Origin of the sequence: Sphingobacterium sp. LZ11T8 (genome assembly GCF_024261425.1) — a bacterium.
Lineage (GTDB): Bacteria > Bacteroidota > Bacteroidia > Sphingobacteriales > Sphingobacteriaceae > Sphingobacterium.
Window position 1 is genome coordinate 163,018 of the sequence record NZ_JANBZY010000005.1, and the last position, 21,200, is coordinate 184,217.

Consider the following 21,200-nt stretch of genomic DNA (forward strand, 5'->3'; position numbering starts at 1 on the left):
GAAAGGTTTTTTATTAAATTATCGAAAGATTTATATCTTATTCTCGAATTATTAGAAGTAAATAGGGTGAAAATCCTTAATATCGAAAAAAATGAGTTTTAATCCTAATTGGGTTTCTATACCAGGTGATACAATTAAAAGTATTTTAGAATTTAAAGGTTCTAATATTATTGAATTTTCTGAAAAAATTAATAAACCAAGTTCTTTTATTGAAAATTTAATCAAAGGCTATGTTAGTATAGACAATGAATTAGCTGAAGCTTTATCAGAGCAATTAGGATTTGATAAAGAATTTTGGCTTAAAAGGGAAGAAAATTATAGAACTAAGTTAGTAGAACTCGAAAAAGAGTGGATATCGAATTTACCAATAAGGAGCATGCAAAAGCTTGGTCTATTACCTTTAGTAAATAAAGATAAAATTGTAAACTCTTGTTTACATTTTTTTGGTGTTAATACCTTAGATGAATGGAATAAGAATTATCGCAATCAAATATCACAATTTGCATTCAGAAAATCCCCCACTTTTAAGACTAGTCCATATTCGATTTCAGTATGGTTTAGACAAGCTGAAAATTTTATAAAAAAGATTAAGGTCGGCAATTGGGACAAAGTAATATTTGAATCAAAATTATCCGAGATTAAGCTCTTAACAAGAGAGAAAAAACCTATAGTTTTCATTCCTCAATTGATTAAGTTATGTGCCGAATGCGGTGTATATGTAGCTATTGTTAGAGGTTTGGAAGGAAACCCAGCAAGCGGAGCTACAAAATTTATTAACGGAAATCCTTTAATTATATTAAGTTTTCGATATTTAACAGATGACCATTTTTGGTTTACATTTTTTCATGAAGCAGGACATCTTATCTTACACGGAGAGAAAAAGCTTTGGTTAGAATTAGATTCAAATATAAATGAAAATGAGGAATATGAGGCTAATCTTTTTGCTCAGGCATGTTTAATCCCTCATGAGTTAGAAAACAGATTGCAATATATTTCACGTAATAAGAGAAGTATAATAAAAATTTCAATGGACGCTCAAATATCTCCTGGAATATTAATTGGTCAGTTACAACATAGAGGTTTTATATCAAAATCGTATATGAATGGCTACAAAAGATACTATACAAAAGATAGTATTAATGAAGCCATCCATAAAGTTCAAGAAATATTTAACCATTAAAAGGAATATAGTTTTGAGGTGATTTCTGCCAATTACAAACCGCATCTTCCATTATCTGCATTGTAAATTTAAGCCCCAAGTCATTCTCTAAATGATCGCCTAAATCTTTTAAGAAATCATCTAAGTCTTTCGGAGTTGTATTACCTGAAGTGTTAAATAATAATTTTGTGCCCTTCAAAGGCCCTGTAGAACAATTAATATACGGTGACTTTGGTTCACATTCAAAAATTCCTACTTTACCTAGCATGGTTATGAAGTCAAAGCAAGCCAATCGCCCAAATCCGATAATATTTTTACTTGCTTCCTTATATAGGTATTCAAAAAGTAAATATCTGTCATTTAATATTGCTAGGGGGATTCTCGCTAGAAAATCATTAAAGTTATCTCCTACCCAATTGATAAAGCTTTCAATAGTATCCCCTGTTCCGTTTGGTGAATAAGAATTTAAGGACTGATATTTTCGATGATTAGAAAATTTACCTGAATTCTTTAGATTAATTTGATTGTTATTCATCCAAAATTTACATTCTGTAATATCAGCCTCAACCTCTAGATAATTAAATATATCGGCCGAATTATTTTTACTATAAAAACATTTTAGAAGACCATATTTTGTAATGTTGTGTTTTCCAAAATGAGTAAACAAGAAAATTAGCCAAAATGCTTCTAATTTATTTCCCTCTTGATTATATAATATTGAAGCTCTAATAGGATCAAAGATATTTGATGTAGGATCTTTTCGAATTTGAGAAATTGGTCTAGATTTTATTGTTTCAATAAACTTGACTCTTGATATACTATCAATTAATTGGGAGATAAACGAATTTTCATTTGCAGGTGTATTAATTCCAGGCAAATCGGTTGTCAATTGATATTCATCTAATGAATCTTTTATTTTATTATATAAACCTGGTCTTTTCATAATGCTAATATTTTTTCTTCAATATACCTTTGATAATAATCATTGCTAAACCTTTTATTAATATTTAGTAATAACGCTTTTTTTTCCTCAGGAGGAATTGATTTTTTTGTAATATTAAAAGCTTGAAGGACTCTCAATATATCTTTCCAATATTGAGGTATTGTTCTACTTTCAAAAGAATAGTCGCCGTTTCTAATTTTTTTTTCATTTTCCAAAAGTTCTTTAATATTTGAATCAATATTTTCACTTGGCATTATAGGCATTTCAATTATCGATGATTGCAAACCTTCGTTTAAATATTTATTTGCTTCTTCTATTTTATCTTCATATAAATGAAGAGATGCAGTATAATGATAGTAATTCCCAAGTTCAATTTGAAGTTTTCTTGACATAATTTCTTGTAGAAATGTAAAACAAAAGATATCATGAGAAAGACCATATAAAACATCGTTTGATCTCATATTAACATACATATTTAGCTTTTTATCTCTAATGAGAAATTGGACAGAATTTGTACAAGGTAAATCATTTGTAACCTTGAATAAATCCTCACTATGCAGTATTTGAATTACTGCATGCTTAGTGTCTGGTTTTTCACTTAATTTTATAAAACAATTTTGGAACTGATTTTTATAGTTCGATGAACCAAAAATTCGAGGGCCATATCCACCATATAAACTAATTCCATCATCACTAAACTCTATATATTTGTTGATATAATATTTAATAAATTCTAATTCATTATTTCCATTAAGATACCATAATAATTCCCCCAAGGGAGAAAAGGATTTACCCCTGTTTTTTGATAAACTTATTCGGGCAAGTGGGTTTTTAAGGATTATTAAACTTGGGCTTATTTCAAAGTTTGGCCCTTTTGAGGAGTTTTGTACATATATGCCATTCTTCAAGATGGATTTTATACTACTATATAATATATCATCAATTGTTTTAGATTCAAATATCATCACATATTAAATAATTGGTTAATTAGGTGTTAGATTCCAAATATATACAAAAATATAGTCGTGTAGTCACGAATCGGATACTTTTCAAACTTTCTTTAATACCTTATAACCCAAATGTCAAAAAACAAAATGGAATCTATGTTTTTTATTTGTAACTTTTTATATGTAAATGTCTGATTTTTAGGCGAAATAAACATTCTGGGGGTAAAGGTAAGGAAATAAGGATAAACAGAAATTAGCAATACACATTGTACTTAACCCTAGTAATTTCATTTTCGACGAGGATAAAACCTAATGAGCTATCTAAGAAATCAAATGGTTTTTTGTTTCCTAAGGGTTTTGAATGGGTAAAAAGCCAATTTTTAAATTTTTCGGGACTATCAAATACCTCATATCCCAATCCAAATAAGTGGGATATCTCATAGATTCTTTCTGAGGTTTCTTGATTGAAGATGTTTTTATTTTGCATTTTTCTTTTGGAGTTTGGTAATATTTTTTCAAAATCCTTTTCATCAGCTTCTATATACATAATAAAATCTTTCCATTCCTTTTTAGTTACTCCTGTTCGGATCTTTTCAATTATAGCTAATTGCTCTGCAGGTGAATCTTTCAGCTTTCTAACTAACCAAGTGGAAGAAAGTTTTGTATTTGTTGCTGTTGGAAAAGAAGTGGTCTCTTTTATTATGCTTTCGTGAGGTTGGACTTTGTTTTTTGAACTCATAATGTTTGGGAAATCTGCCTTATGCTAATTGTGTTTAATTATCGACAAGTTGTTCATTACTAGTGATAAATCTAATGATTTTCTATTAAGTAATTGATTGTTATTTCCACATAGCAAAGAGCATACATGTAGGTTACTCTATCCCTCTGCTATACCTAAATTATATAATTCAGACATCCCAAAGTTTTGTTGCGGTTTTCGTATTCTGTTATTTCGGTTATTCATTTTAGGAAATAAAACATGAACAAGAGATTTTACCTATTCATATTATTCTGCTTTGCGGCGGTGCTGACAAGCCTTTTTTCTTGTAAGAAAGATTCAAACAATCCCGAATCGGAAACAGAGGATCCGGGTTTTGAGGAATATGCAGGAACGGAGGTTTTTATTGCCGGTGACCTAAAAACCCATATCCCCGTTTTATGGAAGAATGGAAAACCTAAGCTGATTCTTGATAATGGGAATTCGGGGATGGCTCATCATATTATGGGTTATGGGAATGACCTCTATATTGCTGGGATGACCCAAGAATTTACAGATGCAAATCCTTCAAACTTTAGGTCAGCAATGTATTGGAAAAATGAGGAGAAGGTCATTATCGATAAGGTAAATGATACTGAGTTAAAACAGATACATAGAGCAGACAATGGGGATATTTATGTATACGGATATAGGTACGGCGTGGATCCGACTTGGGATACCATCTGGAAAAATGGGGAGATCTATAAATTGGAACCTGCAGGGATACGCTGGACGATAAGTAATATGCTGACTATAGGCAATGATTTTTATGTGGCGGGGAACATACAAGAAAAAGGGAGCTCGCATGCCGTAGTATGGAAGAACGGTAAGATTTTTAAACATTATCCAAATAAATCCTCTATTGAAATCGGGACTAATGGGACAGATTTGTTCAATTACGTTTATTTTACGGAGGATCCGCAAACCAAGACGAAAAGCTATAAGGTTTATAAAAACTCCAGCTTGTTTTATAGTATTAACCTAACGGATACGGAATGGAAATTTGCATCAAACAGGGTCATATTCCAAGAGGGGGATAACAGCTATGTGGCTTGGGCAATTAGTTCGAAGAACATTACAGGGCTGAATGATGTACGGGTTTGGAAGAATGGGAAGCCACTGGATATTAAAATTAAAGATGTCTTCATTCCCACCGCTTTGTTTGTGAAAGGGAATGATGTCTATTTGGCTACCCTAAAAGAAGATGAGGCCTTTGACCTAAAGCCTGAGTTATTTAAGAACAATCAGTTGATGCCAATGGATTTTGGGGGCAATAATAGGGCGAGATTTAATTCCATCTACGTAAAATAGTGAAATTATGAACTTAGGTTCATTTTAACTGATTGTAGGACCGGTTAATTTGCTTATCAGGAAGATAAGCAGATGAAAGATTCTTTTCATCCAAAATATTCAGAAAGGGGTTTAAGTGTTGTTATTGCAAGTTACATGCGCGGAAATATCCTATTTGTAAAAGGAAAGAAGCGATAAGGGCTTTCCATTGATTTTTGTCCATGATTTATATAAATCATGCAGCTATTGATTTTTTATTTATTCCTAAATTATTTTCTTCGTTTTGAAGAAAGGGAATGGATTTTTCTTTTAATTTTATAGTAACTGCACTTTCTGGAAAAAAATGGAAATATCATCATCTTATTCCGTATTTTAAATCTTAACTAATAACAAGTAATCTATGTTCAAGCATCTTAAATATATTGACGGCAATTCAGATAAGTTTTGGGAAATTGAAACCTCAGGGGCTAGCCATACTGTTACCTACGGTAGAAATGGAACGGATGGGCAATCGAAGACCAAGTCCTTTGATTCTGAAGAAGCTTGTTTAAAAGATGCGGAGAAGTTAATCAATGAGAAGACCAAAAAGGGCTATTCAGAAGATGGGACTGTAAACCTGGAAAAACAGCTGTCCAAGGATGGTAAGCCAGCCGTGAAATCTGCTAATCAGCAACAGAAAGAGGAATTGATCAATGAGTTCAGAGATTTGGTTAAAAGAGCAAATGTAGATGGAATCGTCCCTTTCTTGGAAAAGCATGCAAGTGGGAATTTAGAGTTGCTCAGGAAGGAATTAAAGGATATAAAAAAGTACTATATGACCTATGTGGATCTAGCTAAAGAGCCTCAGTTCAGATCTCAGAATTCTGGTGATTGGGGGTATCGGGCAAATAGGATCCAACAGTTCGTCATTAAACTCCTTGCTCTAGGGCTGGTAAACCAAACTGAAGCTAACTCCTGGTTTGAGCTGGTGGAGTTGTTGAATGAAGCCAAAAATCCTAAGATGCTGCGGGTTTTGGAATATGCGAAGCCGACCTGGATAGTTGAATTCTTATTGACACAGATTAAAAGGAACAATTGGATAAATGTGAAATATTGGAATTTAAGGATGTATGAGGAGAAGGGGTTAGTTTCATTTAACCCTGAGCTCTATGCCTTGACAATCCCTGACTTTTATGAAAATTATCCTTCCGATATCAATGAAGAAATGTTGGAGGAGTTTTGTTCTGATCCGATCGTTTTGCAACGCGATATCCCTTTGGTATTTGAATATGAAACCGGTATTCAAGGGATTAACTATAATTATGACCATAAAACCGGAACCAGTATTTCTCTTTGGAAAACAATCTTTGAGAAGTTGGTAAAGGATGGAAAGTACAGTAAGGAGTTCGTTCTGAATGGTGCCCTAGAGGTGCAGACAAAAAATTGGAACCCTAACCTGAAGACCTTTTTTAGGGAGCTGATCGTGAACATAAAACCTGAAGATGATCTGTTGTTGAAAGAGCAACATGCAATCTTTCCTTTGTTTCATGCAGAGCAAACCGGTTCTATCAATTTTGCCATAAATATCCTTAAACCCTTATTAGATCATAAAGATTTTGATATCCAGGAATTCCTGACTTGGATTGAACCTGTTTTTATGCGTGTCGATATGAAAGGGGGCGTGAAGACCATGATCATTCAATTGGATAAATTGTTGAAGAACAAGCCTGAGCTCAGTGATCGGATTTCGGCAATGGTCGCGGATACCTTTATGATTCCTGACCTTCAATTGCAGGAGCGTGCCACTAAGTTTCTGTTGAAACATCAGAAGAATGTATCTGTAACTGTTCAGGAAAAACTATCGATGTACAGTACACAGATGTTAGGGGCTACATCTAATGATCTTAAGGAGTTAATAGGAGAAGAAGCTAACTATTATTCTGAAGATGATATCCTAGCTAGCTTGGCGGGTGAGGACCATGAAAACTACAAATATGATCCAGTGGCGGTAGAAAAGTTGGTTGAAGAAATCAAGGTTCCATCTGACTGGAATGATATCCTGTTTCTGTTAGGGCAGTTTATCCATAGTAAGGATCATTTGGATATGGAAATCTTTTTGAATGCATGGACCTTACATTTAAAGGATTTTCCAGAAGATTATAAAAAACAATTGGAGCCGTATATCAATAAATTGAAGAATACCTATGAGGATAGTGCTTTCATTGGAATATTTTCTGAGGTTTTTATTAATTATTTCCATCGACCGGCTAAAAACTACATATTCAATAACAACTATTATTCTAAAAGTAAGACGGTCATGTTATTGAATCTCTTATTGGTAACTCTTCAAAACCGATGGAGATCTGGAACGGCATTGCCTCTTCTGTCATTGCCGACGCATAAGCCATATTGGATCGATCCATCTGTCTTATTAGATAGAATCCTTTTGTATGAAGAAATGCGGGAAGACATCAATATCGTGGACCTGAGTATTGCACTGAGCCGTACCGTTCGTGAAAATTTGCCTGATGTTGAAGGCAAGATTGATAGGCTGGAGCATGAACAACTAAGGGAAATCCTTCGATTTGCCTTAGGCTTTGATAAACAGATGTCTCTAGCTAAAAAGAATTGGTTTTCTAAATTGATGGGTAAAACGGAAGGGGAGGATGATTGGATAGGATTATGGGCGACCGTGGCTAGGACGCATTATCCTGATGCAGTTTTTGAGGAATTTGATGCAACGGTCTTAAAGGCGGCCCCTTTTGCCGTAAAACCCTTTGAAATGGAGATTAAGGTTGAGCCGTATATTGTGCAACAAATGAATTGGAGGATCAATAAAAAGGAAGATGTTTTTATCGGGAACCAATTGCAATATGCCTTTCCGCCTAATGGAAAGTTCCCAGAAACCTTTTTATATGCATTGGATTTATTCAATCGCGTAAATGATCAATATTACTCCAGTTATATTCATGCTTTGGATGTGCCTTTTGTGTGCAGTGTAACGCCTCAAAATACGGAAGCTACCTGTATGTTTTATACCGTTCAACATAATCTCATGGCTGAATGGAGTGATAAATCAAGCAAACCGCTCTTGGAACAAATGTTTTATCCTTTCTTCAAAATGAATGAATATGCCATTTGGTATTTAGCAACAAACTTTTATAACAAGGATAAAGCGGTCCGAGCAACTGTTGTAGAGTTGTTGATTCAGCTGATCGAACAAAATAGATTACCAACGGAAGCACTAGGGAAAAAGCTTATGCTACTATTGAATAGTGATTATGGACCGATAGGTCGAATGGCGGAAATATTAGAACAATGCAAGGATATTTCTTCTAAACACAATCAAGCAATCCTGCAAACACTGAGTAATGCCTTTGAAGATGTAGTGATAAAGGATAAAATGCCCACCAATTTTAAGAAATTAGTGGAGCTGTTCTATGATCTTCAACATAAGTGCAATTGGCAGCTGAGTGAAAAACTGAAGGAGTCGATGCAGAAATTGGAAGGATATAAATCCCTTCAACCAATCTTAAAGAAAATATTGAAATAGATTATGGCAAATGTAGATCTAGATATTGCGTATCAAACGAATTCAGTTTTGACCCAGAAGTCGGGAATTCAACAATTGGTACTGTCGCACCAAGCGGAGCTTAAGGAAGTAAATGATGTTCCTTGTTTCTTTTGGGGTAGTTTGACAGATCCGCTAACTACCTCTAAATGCTTAATGACCCTTTCCAAAGTGGTTAGGTCCAGTTTTGGACCTATTCCCCCAAGTCTTCGTGATCCTATTGTTTCTGCCGGTACGGATCAGATCCGCTTTGAGGGTTTCTCCTCCTGTAATGGGGTTTATGCCCGCTTAGACCTATTAGAAGAAGCCATTGACGGTGAATTCCTAGCTAGCGGTACCACGAATGTGGATTTTAACGAACCTATGTTGAATGCATTGAATGCTGTTAGGAAAACAGAGAAGATGGTCCTAGGGGTAGGCAGTAAGGAAGTCTCCATCAGTACAAATAAGGGGAAGGTAGTTGAGAAGAAAGTTCGATTGCCAGAACGTTGGATAAAGGGATTGACCTCGGTGCAGTTGTATTTGGCTGGTATGGAGGAGAAATTTAGACTGAACAAGGTTCAGGTCATCCAATTGTTCCAAGCTATTCCCAAAGGGAATGTGAAAGGTGAGTTTTTTCTTACCAAACGTGCTAATCGATTTGTGCTAAGTCCGCTTGCCAGCCCTGATTCGGTTCGAATTGGCGGTGTTCAACGGTTGAGGCTCCTGGAAGGTATATTGCCGTACATCGATAGTATGGTAGTCTATCAAGAGCAAGGCGCTGAGAGCTGTTCAGTTGTCGCTGATTTTAAGAACATGCGATTGACCCTGTCACTGTCGCCTGATAATTATAGGGGCTTTTCGGGAGAAGGGAATGTATTGGAGAATATGGTGCAATCCGTTCCTGATGAATGGGTTTTAGGGATAAACTCGTTGTTGAAATCCAATGAGCTTTTTGACCCTACAATGCTATCAATTGAACATGATGTAGATTTTGGAACGATGGATAGCTTAACTGCCTCGCTCTCCTCCATTGGTCTTTTGGGATATGACCTGAATAGCCATCAGCATTACTATAGGAGACTGCCCTTTAAGTTGGAGAGAATTCTTTCCTTGAACCCTAGGTTGAAAAACGCCAAGAAGTTACTGGAGCATTCAAGTGTTCAAATTGTGAAATCTTCCGAGAACTATATTGAAGCCAGGGTAGAGGGCTCAGGAGTTCAGCATACAGTCATCATACAAAATGAACAGGGTAGATGTACCTGTGATTGGTTTACAAATCACCAAGGGAAACGCGGTGTCTGTAAGCATATATTGGCTGTGAAGATGTTGAATAATGGGTAGTTTATTTATCTGATACTAAATCATATTCTTTGATTAGTAAATCTGCCGGAATATGTAATTCTTTGGAAAATACTCTTATGTAATTTAAAGAAAGAGGCCTCTTATAATTTAATATTTTGCTGATTAAGCCTTTATTGGTCACCTGAAGATCCTTTTGTTTTAGTCCAAATTCTTTCATTCTGATTTTGATTAATTCAATAGGGTCAATATCATCAAAATGGTAATTCGACTCCTCATAATCAGAGATCAATTTTACCAGTAGTTTCTTTTCTTTATTTTCAGTAGTACCCGGTTTAGAGTGTTTCAATTCCTCAAAACGCGCTATCGCTCTATCGTATTCCGTTTCATTCTCTAAAATATACCACATTCTATACCTCCTTGGCATTAATTTTTTCATATTCACTGTGGGTTCCAATAAATCGAATGTCCACGTATTTTTCTAAAAAATCTACTTCAATAATTAATCTATACTTATTTCCTACAATCTTAATCTAGCTCTGTTTGTAGGAATGATTTTGGCCTTGGGGAAATCTTCAAGAACATCTGCAGATTTTGTCCAATTGGCTAATTTTACAATTGCAACCCATGTGTTAATGGATTTTGAGCTGTCAGCATGCTTTCTTTTGAAGTCGTGTAACTTCTTTAATTTCAATTATCATGCATTGTAAAAATAGCAATAAGTTGTCGATTTGACAACTTAATAGCCTGCCTATTTCCTACCTTCATTATAGAAAATATACAGTCCATCCTTCCCGGCGACTATCACATCTTTTCTGCCTGAGTTTCTGAGGTCTGTCACTGAAAAATAAATCCCTGCACCTTTTCCTTGATCCAACGGTCCATAGCTAATGATGTTTTTCGTAAAGGACTCGCCATTCCATTTGAAATAATATAATCCCACAGGATCATTTGCACCCGGATCTTTTCCATTGTGTGCTCTATATCGTTTTCCGCTGATGAGTTCTTCTTCTCCGTCGCCATCAATGTCTACCCATTCCATGCTATGGTATTGTGAATTGTTCAGGTCAATAGGGTGTTCTATCCACTCTCGCTTACCATTTGAAGCAACTTTTTGTTCATACCAATGAAGGCCGTAGGAATGCCCTTGTCCGACGATAAGGTCGTTTTTTCCATCCTTGTTGATGTCCAGCACCAATACGGGGATGCTCGCATCTCCAAAATCAAATTCCCGATGTAGCGTCCATTTCCCTTTAGGGTCTGCAGGAGCCTCATGCCAACCATTGTTAACAATGATATCCATCCGTTTGTCGCCATTTACATCTCCAAAGCCCATTCCATGCCCTTGCGTTGGGGCAACATCGATCTTACTGAATTTTCCAGTTCCTTTGCCATTGGCGTCGGTAATCAGCTTATAGTACTTCAAGGGATGTCCAGGATTGTTTGGGATAATTTCAAGGTTGCCATCACCATCAAGGTCAAAACCTCTAGCGGTTTCAATATTGCCGGTAGAATCAATGCTATGTTTCTTCCAGGCTGTATTGTCTCCAGGGTTCTCCATCCAATATAGTGTTCCCGCAAACCAACCCCCGGTGATATAGTCCATTTTTCCATCTCCATTGACATCCATTTGGATATGCATAAACTCATCCCAATATTCGTCGACACGCTTACCTCAGCAATAAAATGTCTTTGCACATAATCTGGCCCCTCATACCAAAAAGCCCCGGAGACCAAATCTGGCTTTCCATCTCCGTTGACATCGAACACCCCCACAGATTCATAGGTCTCCGATGAAACCTTCACTTTCTTAAAATGAACTGGTCCGACAGGGTTGGCCTTTTTCTGGTCCTGGCCAGAGGCGGATAGAATAAATCCTAAGCTAAAAATGGTTAAGAGGGTTAGTCGCATAATTTCAAGTTAAGAAACTAGCATAATTAATCCATCATGTAGTGTCATGGTTTTTTAAGATTGGTCTATTGAGGTCGCGGTTAAACCTCTATTTAATAGAGGGTAGCAAGGTCTTCCTTTCCTCAAAGGAAGACCAAAAGACCATTTGTTTTATTCCTGAAAAATCAAATAATTTATCCTTTGGTATAAAAATTGATTTGTGATTTACAACACCAACTATAAATTACATTTAAAAAGAACTCACTATGAATTACAAATTAATTATTGCCATGGGAATGGGAGTGCTATTAATGGCTTCATGTTCCAACTCGAACCAAGATAAATCCAACGAACAGAATGATAAGGATACCGTTGTTCAGGTTGTCCCAGAAACCAAAGTGGTCGTTGAGGAAGTAGAAAAAACTGATCCAGCACAAACTGCGCCTGCTGCCATAGCGTCCAAACAAGTTAATGATGGAACCTTGAGCGTTACGAAGGCTAGTATCGTCGGCAGCATCCTAAATGTTGAGTTAAGATTAGACAACACAGATAAAAAGGTAATAAACATCAACTTTCCTGGAGAAAACATTTATTACATCGATGATGCCACGGCTAAAAAGAACAGTCTGTTAAAGGATGACGCCGGTAAATTCATGTTCACTCCAACCAAGGAAGAAGGTAAAAAGCTTTGGTATTTAGGTTCAGATAAGATGGTATTGATAAACTTAAAGTTTGCTGTTCCTTCTCCAGAGACCAATACCATTAGTTTGACCCTTAGTGATTACGGTAGCTTTGATGCCCTGCCAATAACCAGGTAATATGAGAAAAATAGAAATATTATATGCCTTATCTTTCTTGGTTCTCGCCGCATCCTGTAATTCGGAAACAAAGAAAGAAGAGCCTAAAAACTCTACCGAATTGATTGCAACGGAGGGTTCCATTGAAGATAATGTCGAAGCTGGAGATACCTTGCGGGCAACTCGCGAGACGGTTAATCCTGGGAACAACACTTTGACAGCAACTGGGAGTGGCCTCAGCGCTGAACAGAGCAACCTCAATGTAGAGGCTCAGCTCGCCGCTGATCAGCTCTTTGATTTCAATAAATCGACACTGAAGCCTGAAGCTGAAGAGATGTTAACCCAGCTTGCTGCAAATCTTGAATCAATGGGTGATGAAAGCGTAAGGATAACCGGACACACAGATTCCAAAGGGGACAACAACTATAATAAAAAACTCTCCTTAGCTAGAGCCAATGCGGTCAAGGATTGGTTGGTCAATAAAGGATTGAAAAACCAGATCATTACCGAAGGAAAAGGTGAGGAGGAGCCCATTGCTGAAAATACCACGAGCGATGGAAAAGATAATGAAGAAGGTAGAGCCAAGAACCGACGGGTGGAGGTGAAATACCTAGGTACACAAAGTATCAGTAAGTAAAATAAAGAAAGGCCGGAAATCAGATCTCCGGCCTTTTCTATGATTAATTTAGAGTATTATTTTAACCACCAAGGTTTTGCTGTAATCACATCCGATCCAGAAAACTGACTGGCTATTGCTGCAGCTACGTTGGTTGCATTGGAATTGTATTCCGCTTGAGGGTACATCCATCTATATGCATAGTGGTTGGGGTTAGCTTTTGCAAAACTTGGATACCCAGTTCTCAAATGGTCATAATATGCAGACCAGCTTCCTTGATGGAAAGAACGAAGGTATTTCTGCATCAAGATACGCTCTATCTTCTGTTCCACTGTGCTTACTGAAGATAGCTTTACGGAGCTTTGAGCCAAGTAGTTTGCAGCAATGGCTTCATTTACATAACCTCTAAGTCCTTTCGCATAGGTTTCATAGAACTTGAACCCAGCCTTTACACCTTCGTTATAGTAATTGTCGGCATTGCCAGAGATCCATCCTCTCACGGCGGCTTCAGCTAAGATTAACTGTTGCTCACTATAGCCCAACAATACCGATGGTTCGTTGGTGGGGTCTTTCGTAAAGCGATCGGCAACCTTTGAAACATTACCATTAGTCGCTTTCTTGTTAACTTCATCATAAGGTCTGATCGGGTTACCTCCTTCGTATGCCGTGAAATCGTTAACTGCCTTACCAGCTTTAGCGGCATTTGGAGTCCTAGTGAACAACACGAATAAACGAGCATCTTTCAGGTCCTGCAATCTTTTGATATAGGTTGAATCCACATACATGCCCGAACCATAGCTACTTGAGTTGAACTCAGGATAACGGTTTCCGATCTGATCTAAGTACACTAATTTGGCGTCATCAGAACCCGAAGTGAACAAAGGTTCACTGCTTACGATCTGACTGAACTTAGCCTTCGGAGCAATATCGCCATCTGCTTCTTTCGGAGACAAGGTCATCAAAATCTTCAATCTGAAAGCATTTACCAATTTACGCCATTGAGAAGCCGTTCCTCCATAGATAATATCTCCACCGATCCTGTTCTCAATTTTTGAAAGCAAGGTGTTAGCTTCTTCCAGCTCTTTTAAAATCCCTACTAATACATCCTTTTGGCTATCGTATTTCGGGGTATAGTTATTCTCTTTCTCACCTTTCAATGCTTCCGAATACGGAACATCACCAAAAGTCATCGTCAGGTTAAAGAAATAATAGGCTCTGAAGAATTTCCCCAAGGCAATATAGTCTTGCAGATTTCTCTTTTCTGCTTCTTCGATCATTTTGGTAACATCGCGAAGCTGGCCATAGGCATCAAAGTCGCCACGTTGCCATACATAGATCTGATTGGAGTTTTCACCATCAGTCTGCACAATCATTTTTAGGGCATATAAAGGCCCCGTGCCTTTAAATGCATTGAACGCCTGCCACTGTATTTTTGTGAGCAAAAACTGTGGGTGAGTTGTAGACGATTCGTTGGGGTTGATATTGATCTCTTCCAATTTTCGGCAGGAAGAATTCAAGCTCACAAACAGAGCAAGAAATCCCAATATGATGATATGTTTGATTTTCATTGTTTAGAATTTAAAGTTTAAGGATGCCCCAATGTAGCGTGCGGAAGGATCTTGCAGGTTGTTGTCATCACCATAGTCAGGATCCAAGAACGGAATGTTTTGCCACATCAATAGGTTGTAACCGAATACCGTTGCATTGATTGACTTCACCTTTGAGGTTTTGATGAATTTATTGAGGTCATAGCCTACCGATAAGCGGCGTAATTTTACAAATGAACGATCAAAGGTATTCGCAAAGAATTTGCTCTCATCTTCAGTTACCCTTGCTTGGTAAGGGTAGATCTGACTCCAAGTTTGCCAGCTCACTGCCTGTGTGTTTTTCTCGTAGGTACGCGTATCGGAAACAACGTTTCCATTTACATCCCTTACCAGTTCACCACCCGTTACGATTACACCTTCAGGGACATAAACATATTTTCCAGCAGTATATTCTGCATCTCTATATTTGGTTGAAGATGGATGCTTACCACCCCACCACATTTTCTCGTGGGTAACGGAATTGATCAGACCGCCAATGGACCCATCAATATCTAGATTCAATGAAAATCCATGAAGATTGAATCTGTTCTGGAAACCAAATCTCCAATTGGGATCAAGGTGTCCTACGTTTTTGGCATAACTATCACGGATAGGCATTCTTGTGTCATTGTTCAAGATAACTTGACCATCAGCTGATTTCTGCCAAATCGTTGCATAATAGGCATCAGCACGGTCGCCTACCATATAGTTTCCGAATTTCTCAGAACCATGTATCGCAGCGAATTTTTTCACCTGTCTGCTCCAGTTTACCGAGAAGTCCCAGCTGAAGTTCTCGTTCTTGATCGGATAGATGTTCAACATTAACTCTAGACCCTGCGTCCTGAAATCCAATACATTGGATTTTCTCAACGGGAATCCAGAGGCCTGTGAGATCGCTAGATCCCGAATCTGGAATTCATCATAAACATTATAGTAGGTCGCTTCTGCACTTACTTTATTGTTCAAGAAAGATAGCGCCAAACCAGCCTCGAAAGCGGTCGACTGTTCCGGCAAAATAGCAGGATTTGAAAGTACGTCTCTATAGGATACAGATGGAGTAGATCCATAGGTCAAGTTCTTTCCATAGGTCAAATAGGTACTATATGGATCCAAGTCGTTGGATACCTGTGCTAAGGATGAATATACTTTCAGGTAGTCGATTCCAGCCGGCAGTTTAAAGTAATCCGATAGGATGGAACTCAATGATACTGCAGGGTAGAAGTATGAATTGTTTCCTTGTGGCAAGGATGAAGACCAGTCATTTCTTCCAGAGAAGTTGATGTAAGTCGATTTAAATAAATCTACGTTCACCGATCCATATACCGAGCGGGTTACCTTTTCAGAATTGAAGGTTGTAGCGGAAGCCGGACCTTGCGTATTGGCCAAACTGTAAAGGTTTGGAACGATCAAACCATCTGTTGCTAAATAAGAATTGTTCAATGAACGTTGATAAACCGAAGAACCCGCATTGACGCTGATCCCAAAGTTTTCGCCAAATTCCTCATGGTAAGTTGCCAGAACGTCTGCATCAAAATCAATTCTCTTGTTATTCCAAACTTTATAGTCACCATTTCTCGAATCACTATAGTTCATGTACGATTTCGGACTTTGCATGTTTTCAAATGAAGAATTCTGTCTTGCCGAAGCACGTCCCTGAACCGTAAAGTTTGGTGATACCTGCCAGTTCAAGGTAGATTGACCTTGTAGTACATCACGGTTATGTTGTTGGTTTAGCTCGTTGGCTGCAAAATATGGGTTGTTGTACCAAGCATAGTTATAGTTCGCTTGGCGGAATCCTTCCTGACCGGGAACATAATAGTGCTGACTTAAATCCTTACCGTTTACATCATTACCCATCCATAACAAGATCGTATACATGTGGTTTTTCGGTCCATAACCATATCTCGGATAGTTTGGAGAATAAACCTTGTTATACGATAGATTCACGTCCAATTTTAAAGATGGATTGAACATGTAGGAGGTATTCATGGTCGCGCCACCAGATTGTAACTGCGAATTAGGAACCTGACCTTGTTGGATAGCATATTTACCGGTAAAGAATACGGCGGCTTTTTGTCCCTTGTAAGCAATACTTACGTTATTATCATTGACAAAACCTGTTCTCAGGAAATCTTGAAGGTTATTATGGCTCACAAAATCCATCGGTACACGCTCATATAATGAACGGTCGTCATAGATGGTACCTTTCACATCGCCCCACCATGGAATGATTTCGCCAGTCTGTTTATTTTTGATTGGGCTGTTCCATTGCGGTACTTTCACACCGGCGTTCAGCTTTGGTCCCCAGGTCATATCTCCATCCGAGATACCACCGTCGGCACCATCCCAAAATTCATATTTACCATTCGATCCCGAACCGTATTCAGTCTGTGTTTCAGGGAATACCGTGAAACCTGCCGTCATCATGTTCGTTGTCGTGAAGCTTACTTCCAATCCATCTTCCTTCGCTGTCTTGGTGGTGATCAAGATCGCCCCATCTCTACCTCTAGATCCATATAGGGTAGAAGCTGCGGTACCTTTCAGTACGTTGATATTGGCAATGTTCTCGCTTGGAACATCAAAGAAGTCGGTTTCCACCACGATACCATCGATGACGATAATCGGGTTCTTCCCACGAAGGGAGAAATTAGGTTTTTGGAAAATACCTGTAGGATTGGTTACCGTCAATCCGGCAACCTGTCCTGAAAGGGCATTTCCGATATTCATGGTTTTAGATTGATCCAACACCTCCGTTTTCACTTCCTGTGTTGCATAACCTAACTTACGTTTCTGTTGTTTGATACCGATTGCCGTTACTACGACCTCTTCCAATGCCGATTCATCCTTCAACATCGTGATATTGATCGGAGATCCTGAATAGGTAATGGTTTGAGTAACATAACCGAGAGAGGTAAATTCTAATACATCCCCTTGTTTAGCGTCAATTTGGAATGAACCATCTAGTTTGCTTGCAGTACTTAGCTTGTTGGTTAGGTTTCGGATTGTGGTACCAACTAATACTTCGTTGGCTTCGTTTTTTATCTTACCAGTGGCTTGGGTCTGGAAGGATAAGCTGGTGGGAGTTTCATGGAAATGGGCTTCATCAATGCTACTTGCCGAAGCGGATTTTCCAATGAGTGCACAGCATAAGAGGGCATAGCCAATTTTGCTGTATTTCCGAAAATTTCGGACGGTTAATAAATCCATAAATAATATTTAGATTAATAATAGAACCCCTGTTCCATTTATTTCTGCAAAAAAAGCAAAGCTATTTTAAGGGAGTTTTAAATAAATGTTAAATTATTAGTTATAATTTATTAATTAATTGTGAACTAAAAACAGGCATGGCTAACATTTTCTTTAAATAAAAAATATTAATCAATAGTTGTTTAAACATGTAGTTTTTGAGGGGTCCCCAAGGGCTGAGAAATTCTCAAATGATGGAACGATTTTTGAAACCTGCCTGAAAAAATCAATCACATAAAACTATTTCAAATGAAAAAATTAGTATTTGCTGCATCCATTTTAATGTTAAGTTTTGGCGCTAAAGCGCAGAGCCCAGGTCAATTCAAGATCGGAGCTAACATTGGACTTCCAGTTGGCGATGTTGCTGATGTTTCCTCATTTACAGCCGGTGTTGATGCGGCGTACCTATGGAACGTTGGCGAGAAGTTCCAGGTAGGTCCTACCGTTGGATTCCAGAACTATTTCTTGAAGTCGGACTATAAAGATGCGGGCTTTACAGATTTCAACTACATCCCTTTGGCTGCGTCTGGACAATATTCTATCGTTCCTGAATTCTTCATCGGAGCCGATCTGGGGTATGCACTGACTACTTCAGGTGGTGAAGATGCTGGAGGTTTCTACTATATGCCGAAAATTGGTTACCAACAACAGAAATGGGAACTTTTCGGCGGTTACCGTGCCGTAAATAATGATGTCAATTTCGGAGCTATTAACCTTGGTTTTAACTTCAAGTTTTAATAATTAGACATTTGTGGAAAGCCGGTAAAACCTTGGGTTTTGCCGGCTTTCTTATTGCCCAAACCTTCCTCCACAGCACTGCAATCACCCGCAGAATCTCAACAATAACCTTATTATATTATTGTTAACTTATTGCTATTCCTGAAAATATTAATAAATTTAGTCTATATTTTATCCAAACTTATTAACACTAGATACTATGAGTAATATCAAAGAGAGAGTACTATTGATTGCCGAATCAAAGGGGATACACAAAGTCGAGTTTTTTAAAGGATTGGGTCTTTCCTATGCAAATTTTAAGGGCGTACAAAAAAACTCCGCCCTAGGCTCCGATGCAATAGCCACTATTCTATCTAGCTATGCCGATATTTCTCCTGAATGGTTAGTCTCTGGTGCCGGCGAGATGTTGAGAGAGGATAATCATCAACTTCATGAAGTCGCCATTACCCTTCCTTCTAAAATCGATAAACCTATCGATAATGGTACCTTGTCCGCTGCCCTGGAAAAAGTAATCAGCGCTCAACAGTCTACCATTCAATCACAAGAAATAACCATTGCAGCCTTAACGGCAAGGATTGACCAATTGGAAAAAAAGAAGAAAAACAAGAAAAAACGTTAATGCATTTTCAATAAAAGTTCTTTCACAGAAAGCTGGTTTTTTCTTATCTTTTCTGTATGAAACTGCTATTAATTTTATGTGCTTTCCTGCTTCCTAATATCCTTTTTGCGCAAGTCAGTAGAAACCTAAAGGCATTCTACAATGCTGATTCTACCTTGGTCGGCTATCAAGATCGGCAAGGAAAAGTTATTGTTCCACTCTCCCTACAAGCTGTCAGTAGGATCCCAAGTTCTTTTGACAATATCATTTCGGTAACAGAGGTCAACGATCAGGAAGAATTTCGTTCTTATTTCCTGACCAAGACCGGAAGAAAGGTTGGCAATGACAGCCTCTACTATTTCGACAATGTTCCGGATTGCGAGAGTGAAGGCTTTATCCGTTTCTATGATCAAGCAAATGACCTGGTAGGCATGCTTAATGCCGAAGGCGAAATTCAAATTCCTGCTATCTATAATGGCTTAGGACGTGTCAAAAATGGAATGATCCCTGCCTTAAAGGGTGCCCAAAGAAAAAGGGATAGTCCTGATGACGAACATTCCTATTTTGTGGGCGGAAAAAGTATGTTGATCGATACGAATAATCAGGTCCTTATTGAGGATTTCCCATACAATGATAACCTGAATTTTTACCAAGTGAGTATCAATGGCTCTTTACCTGAAGATAGGGCATGGGAAAAATTTAAGGGGAAAAATGGTAATACTTATGCCTTTATGGACTATGTAAAAGAGTTTGAACAGCTTTTTCCTAAATTATTTTCCAATGAAATAACAAAAGAACAATTGATCTCCCATTCCTATGACAGCATCGCCTATTGGCATGAGGACCAAAATCAATGGGTATTTGAGGAAAGTCCTAAATACATCAACCGTCAAGGTGATATATTAAAGGAACTGTTCGAGTCTGTTATCAGCGGATCGAAAAAATACGATATCTCTAAATCCAGCTTAAATTATTTCATATTTGAAGGCGAATCCTATAGTAAGTATCTCGATCAATGTGGTGATTCATTAGATGCAAAGTATCCGGTCATATCCCTGTCTTTGTACGACGAATTCCCATATGTATCAAAGACATTTGAGTTTCTCCGGACGGATGAGGGATACAAGCTCATCCTCGTCAATTTTTAGATTAATTTTTATCTTAGGGCAAAATATTATTTTAACAATGATTATTAGAAGAGGATTAAAGCAGGATTCGGAACAAATAGCAAGTTATTTATTGTTGGCCATGGAAGAGATTGCCTACCGTTTTATTGGAAAAAGAGACCAGCAGCAAGCCTTGCATTTTTTGACAGAATTGGTAAGACAAGAAGGCAACCAATATTCCTATAATAATAATTGGGTCATCGAAGAGGCCGGAGAAGTTGTGGCAACTGCCCTCATTTATGACGGTTCAAAATTGCATGAATTAAGAAAGCCGGTTGCACAGTATGTAGAAACCCAATTCCAACGTGATTTCAACCCTGAAGACGAAACACAAGCAGGCGAATTCTATATTGATTGCATCGGGGTCAATCCCAATCAACAGGGTAAAGGTTTGGGATCGAAAATTATTGAATTCCTGATCGGGGAATATGTTACGAAGAATAAAACGGTATTAGGCTTATTGGTCGATGATGATAACCCGAAAGCTAAAAAACTATATGAACGTCTAGGCTTCCAAGTGGTCGGCGAAAAATGGTTGATGGGAAAACATCTGGAACATATGCAGATTAAATAATCGCTTAAAAATACTGGAAACGCCCATGCCCTCGCATAGGCGTTTTTTTATGGGTTATTATT

Annotated in this window: 18 protein-coding genes; 10 read left to right on the top strand and 8 right to left on the bottom strand. The window is 37.8% G+C overall.

Annotated features, from left to right (window positions below; genetic code table 11):
• Positions 1-91: 91 nt before the first annotated feature.
• A complete protein-coding gene (locus tag NLF99_RS13250) occupies positions 92-1,180 on the top strand; it encodes an ImmA/IrrE family metallo-endopeptidase (RefSeq protein WP_254528892.1) in 1,089 nt (362 codons plus the stop codon).
• Here the strand turns inward: NLF99_RS13250 and NLF99_RS13255 are convergent.
• From NLF99_RS13255 to NLF99_RS13265, 3 genes are all read right to left on the bottom strand, one after another.
• On the bottom strand, positions 1,170-2,102 hold the full coding sequence (locus NLF99_RS13255; protein WP_254528893.1) for a hypothetical protein: 933 nt from the start codon (positions 2,100-2,102) through the stop codon (positions 1,170-1,172). The genes NLF99_RS13250 and NLF99_RS13255 overlap by 11 nt on opposite strands.
• On the bottom strand, positions 2,099-3,067 hold the full coding sequence (locus NLF99_RS13260; protein ID WP_254529107.1) for a thymidylate synthase: 969 nt from the start codon (positions 3,065-3,067) through the stop codon (positions 2,099-2,101). The genes NLF99_RS13255 and NLF99_RS13260 overlap by 4 nt, the downstream gene beginning before the upstream one ends.
• 235 nt (positions 3,068-3,302) lie before the next feature.
• Complete coding sequence (locus tag NLF99_RS13265) at positions 3,303-3,788, bottom strand: antitoxin Xre/MbcA/ParS toxin-binding domain-containing protein (protein ID WP_254528894.1); 486 nt, start codon at positions 3,786-3,788, stop codon at positions 3,303-3,305.
• A 240-nt stretch (positions 3,789-4,028) separates the two neighbouring features.
• On the opposite strand from NLF99_RS13265, the gene NLF99_RS13270 reads away from it, so the two are divergent.
• The 3 genes from NLF99_RS13270 (at position 4,029) to NLF99_RS13280 (ending at position 9,969) form a co-directional block, all read left to right on the top strand.
• Complete coding sequence (locus tag NLF99_RS13270) at positions 4,029-5,117, top strand: hypothetical protein (protein WP_254528895.1); 1,089 nt, start codon at positions 4,029-4,031, stop codon at positions 5,115-5,117.
• 379 nt (positions 5,118-5,496) lie between these two features.
• Positions 5,497-8,628 (top strand): DUF6493 family protein, encoded by a 3,132-nt coding sequence (locus NLF99_RS13275; protein WP_254528896.1) that lies wholly within the window; start codon positions 5,497-5,499, stop codon positions 8,626-8,628.
• 3 nt (positions 8,629-8,631) lie between these two features.
• Positions 8,632-9,969: an SWIM zinc finger family protein gene (locus tag NLF99_RS13280; protein ID WP_254528897.1), complete on the top strand. Its 1,338-nt coding sequence runs from the start codon at positions 8,632-8,634 to the stop codon at positions 9,967-9,969.
• Between the two features lies 1 nt (position 9,970).
• On the opposite strand, the gene NLF99_RS13285 is transcribed toward NLF99_RS13280, so the two are convergent.
• The 3 genes from NLF99_RS13285 to NLF99_RS13290 form a co-directional block, all read right to left on the bottom strand.
• Positions 9,971-10,366 (bottom strand): type II toxin-antitoxin system HigA family antitoxin, encoded by a 396-nt coding sequence (locus tag NLF99_RS13285; protein WP_254528899.1) that lies wholly within the window; start codon positions 10,364-10,366, stop codon positions 9,971-9,973.
• Positions 10,338-10,460, bottom strand: a complete 123-nt coding sequence (locus NLF99_RS19820) for a type II toxin-antitoxin system HigB family toxin (RefSeq protein WP_368041470.1) — start codon at positions 10,458-10,460, stop codon at positions 10,338-10,340. The genes NLF99_RS13285 and NLF99_RS19820 overlap by 29 nt, the downstream gene beginning before the upstream one ends.
• Positions 10,461-10,678: 218 nt before the next feature.
• A complete protein-coding gene (locus tag NLF99_RS13290; RefSeq protein ID WP_254528901.1) occupies positions 10,679-11,569 on the bottom strand; it encodes a VCBS repeat-containing protein in 891 nt (296 codons plus the stop codon).
• Between the two features lie 514 nt (positions 11,570-12,083).
• On the opposite strand from NLF99_RS13290, the gene NLF99_RS13295 reads away from it, so the two are divergent.
• Positions 12,084-12,635, top strand: a complete 552-nt coding sequence (locus NLF99_RS13295; protein ID WP_254528903.1) for a hypothetical protein — start codon at positions 12,084-12,086, stop codon at positions 12,633-12,635.
• 1 nt (position 12,636) lies between these two features.
• A complete protein-coding gene (locus tag NLF99_RS13300; protein WP_254528904.1) occupies positions 12,637-13,251 on the top strand; it encodes an OmpA family protein in 615 nt (204 codons plus the stop codon).
• A 56-nt stretch (positions 13,252-13,307) separates the two neighbouring features.
• Here NLF99_RS13300 and NLF99_RS13305 read toward each other — a convergent pair whose 3' ends face one another.
• Positions 13,308-14,798 (bottom strand): SusD/RagB family nutrient-binding outer membrane lipoprotein, encoded by a 1,491-nt coding sequence (locus NLF99_RS13305; RefSeq protein ID WP_254528905.1) that lies wholly within the window; start codon positions 14,796-14,798, stop codon positions 13,308-13,310.
• A gap of 3 nt (positions 14,799-14,801) precedes the next feature.
• A complete protein-coding gene (locus NLF99_RS13310; protein WP_254528906.1) occupies positions 14,802-18,023 on the bottom strand; it encodes a SusC/RagA family TonB-linked outer membrane protein in 3,222 nt (1,073 codons plus the stop codon).
• 288 nt (positions 18,024-18,311) lie between these two features.
• Here NLF99_RS13310 and NLF99_RS13315 point away from each other — a divergent pair, with 288 nt between their 5' ends.
• The 4 genes from NLF99_RS13315 (at position 18,312) to NLF99_RS13330 (ending at position 21,138) form a co-directional block, all read left to right on the top strand.
• Positions 18,312-18,800, top strand: coding sequence for a porin family protein (locus NLF99_RS13315; RefSeq protein ID WP_254528907.1), 489 nt, complete (start codon positions 18,312-18,314; stop codon positions 18,798-18,800).
• A gap of 199 nt (positions 18,801-18,999) precedes the next feature.
• Positions 19,000-19,419 carry a hypothetical protein gene (locus NLF99_RS13320; RefSeq protein WP_254528908.1) on the top strand — a complete coding sequence of 140 codons (420 nt, stop codon included), beginning with the start codon at positions 19,000-19,002 and terminating at the stop codon, positions 19,417-19,419.
• A gap of 56 nt (positions 19,420-19,475) precedes the next feature.
• Positions 19,476-20,546, top strand: a complete 1,071-nt coding sequence (locus tag NLF99_RS13325) for a hypothetical protein (RefSeq protein WP_254528909.1) — start codon at positions 19,476-19,478, stop codon at positions 20,544-20,546.
• 37 nt (positions 20,547-20,583) lie between these two features.
• Positions 20,584-21,138: a GNAT family N-acetyltransferase gene (locus NLF99_RS13330; protein WP_254528911.1), complete on the top strand. Its 555-nt coding sequence runs from the start codon at positions 20,584-20,586 to the stop codon at positions 21,136-21,138.
• Positions 21,139-21,200: the final 62 nt, after the last annotated feature.